Genomic DNA, 2591 nt, shown 5'->3' on the forward strand with positions numbered 1-2591 from the left:
ACGGAGTGAACTCGCGGAGAGCCCCCTCCACCCGGATGGCATCTTGCGATGCCATCCGACCTCTCCCCGCACGCGGGGAGAGGTGCAATCCATCACTGCGGATGGATCATCATCGGCGAGTCCAGATCTTCCTCGCTGTCGGCATCCTTGGCGCCGTCGGTGGTGTCGACGGTGACGTAGACCGACATGCCGGCACGCAACAGGTTCTGCTGCGCGACCGCCTTCGGCACGCGGATGCGCACCGGCAGCCGCTGCACGATCTTGGTGAAATTGCCGGTCGCGTTGTCGGGCGGCAGAAGCGTGAACACGGAGCCCGCGGCCGGCGCGATGCTGTCGACCGTGCCCTTGAACTTGCGCGAGCCATAGGCATCGACCTTGATCGTCACCGGCTGGCCGGGGAGGACGCGCTTGAGCTGCGTCTCCTTGTAGTTGGCATCGATGTAGACGTCATCGAGCGGCACCACGTTGCCGAGCCGCTGGCCGACGGACACGAAATCGCCGGTGTTGACCAGACGGTTGGAGAAGGTGCCGTCGACCGGCGCACGCACCGTCGCGAAATCGAGGTCGCGCTCGGCCTTGGCCAATGAGGTCTTCAATTCCGCAAGCTGCGCCTGCGCTTCGGCCTGCTGCGCCTTGGTCACCTCGACATTGTCGCGCGCGGCGTCATAGGCCGCCTGCGCCGCCTTCACCGCGGCGACGCCCTGGTCGCGTGCGGCTTCGGACTGTTCGAAGATGGCGTGCGAGGCGAAACCCTTAGTGCTCAGCGCCTGCTGGCGATCATAGTCGAGACCGGCCCGCTTCAGGCCGGCTTCGGCGGACGCAAGATTCGCCTGCGCCTGCTCGACCGCGCTCTGCTGCGCGGCGACCTGGCGACCGATGCGGGCGATCGTCGCCTCCTGCGTGCCGATCTTGGTGCGGGCAGCGTCGACGGCGATACGATAGTCGCCGTCATCGATGCGGAAGATGACGTTGCCCTTCTTCACCACGGCGTTGTCGTGCGGCAGGATGTCGACGATATGGCCGGACACGCGGGCGCCGAGCATGGTGTTGTTGGCGCGGACATAGGCGTCATCGGTCGAGACCAGGAAGCGTCCGACCAAGTAATAGTCCACGCCATAGCCGGCGGCGGCGAGCGCGAGCACAAGGCCGATGCCCATCATCACCCGCTTGCGCCTGCCCGATTTCGGCGGCGCTGAGGGCGCAGTCCCGTTGGCGGCCTGCGGCTGCCCCGCGGGCGGAGTGGCTTGAGGCGGGCTGCCGGCCGGGGTCTCGTTCGGAGCGTCCGGCGCATGGCGCTTGCTCTCGTCGCTGACATGGTTGCGCAGCTGCTCGCCGAGCGCAGACTCGCGCGCGACAGGCTCCGCCGCCTCCTCGGGCTCGGGACGACGCGCACGTGCAGCCTGATCTCTCGCTGCGGCCATAAGACACTCCTGAACGCTCAAAAAATGCGGCCCGCTTACCGGCCCGACGATGACATTAGCATTGACCGAACCGTTCGGTCAATATAGATATTCGCACGTGCAAACTAGGGAATCACATCCTTTCGGGACCTTTTCGCCCGCTAGAATCTTTGCAAAGACGCTGAACCAATGATTGAAGCCCAGTCCGACACTGTCCGCATCCTCGGCGAGGAGGAGACCTCGAAACGGCGCCAGATCCTCGATGGCGCCCGCAAGGTATTCATGGATCTGGGGTTTGACGGCGCCAGCATGGGCGAGATCGCCCGCGCCGCCGGGGTCTCCAAAGGCACGCTCTACGTCTACTTCACCGACAAATCCGGGCTGTTCCAGGCCATCGTCGAGGAGGAGTCGCTGCAGCAGGGCGCAGCGATCTTCAAATTCGACCAGGCCCAGGACGTCGCCGCCAATCTCACCGGGTTCGGCGAGGCCTATCTGGCCCTGATCTGCCGGCCCGGCGGCGGCTCGGCCATCCGCACGGTGATGGCGATCGCCGAGCGGATGCCGGATCTCGGCCGCCGCTATTACGAGCGCGTGCTGGAGGGCACCATCAACCGGCTCGCCGTCTATCTCGAAGGACGGGTGAAAGCGGGCGAGCTCGCGATCGACGACTGCCAGCTCGCGGCGTCGCAATTCCAGCTGATGTGCCAGGCGACGCTGTTCCTGCCGTTCATCTTCCAGGCGGCCCCGACCCCCTCGCCCGAACGCATCCGCGCCGTGGTCGACAGCGCGATCCGGATGTTTCTCGCAGCGTATGGGGTGAAGGGATAAGGGCCAGACAGAGCCGCACGAACGCTGTTGGCAGGTCCCACGTTGTCGTCGTCCGGCTTGACCGGACGACCCAGTATTCCAGAGACCACAGTGATTGAATCGATAGAGCGCGGCGTACTGGATCGTCCGCCTGCGCGGACGATGACGGCGGAGGTCAAAGCAGCAGCGCCGTAAACTCCACAAGGCACACATTCTCCCTCTCGCGGCGGACTACGCCCGAGCTTCGCAGATGGATCACCCTCGAAAAGGCAGAGGGCGCAGGGAATGCCGGGTGAGGGCCTCACCCATGGCCCGCCTGCGGAAAAAATGCAGGCGGCAGGTACCACAGGTGCTGCCGATCAACCGGCATTCCCTGCGCGATGG

The 2591-nt window shown here is 65.4% G+C and carries 2 protein-coding genes; one reads left to right on the forward strand and one right to left on the reverse strand.

Annotated features, from left to right (window positions below; all coding sequences use genetic code 11):
- Positions 1 to 92: 92 nt before the first annotated feature.
- On the reverse strand, positions 93 to 1421 hold the full coding sequence (locus tag BRAS3843_RS03360) for an HlyD family secretion protein (protein WP_008967306.1): 1329 nt from the start codon (positions 1419 to 1421) through the stop codon (positions 93 to 95).
- Between the two features lie 168 nt (positions 1422 to 1589).
- On the opposite strand from BRAS3843_RS03360, the gene BRAS3843_RS03365 reads away from it, so the two are divergent.
- Positions 1590 to 2228, forward strand: coding sequence for a TetR/AcrR family transcriptional regulator (locus tag BRAS3843_RS03365; protein WP_008967307.1), 639 nt, complete (start codon positions 1590 to 1592; stop codon positions 2226 to 2228).
- Positions 2229 to 2591 lie beyond the last annotated feature (363 nt).

The organism is Bradyrhizobium sp. STM 3843, from assembly GCF_000239815.1.
Lineage (GTDB): Bacteria > Pseudomonadota > Alphaproteobacteria > Rhizobiales > Xanthobacteraceae > Bradyrhizobium.

Bases quoted from the DNA above. Each gene is read 5' to 3' on its own strand.
- BRAS3843_RS03360 (WP_008967306.1), bottom strand. From the start codon at position 1,421: ATGGCCGCAGCGAGAGATCAGGCTGCACGTGCGCGTCGTCCCGAGCCC.
- BRAS3843_RS03365 (WP_008967307.1), top strand. From the start codon at position 1,590: ATGATTGAAGCCCAGTCCGACACTGTCCGCATCCTCGGCGAGGAGGAG.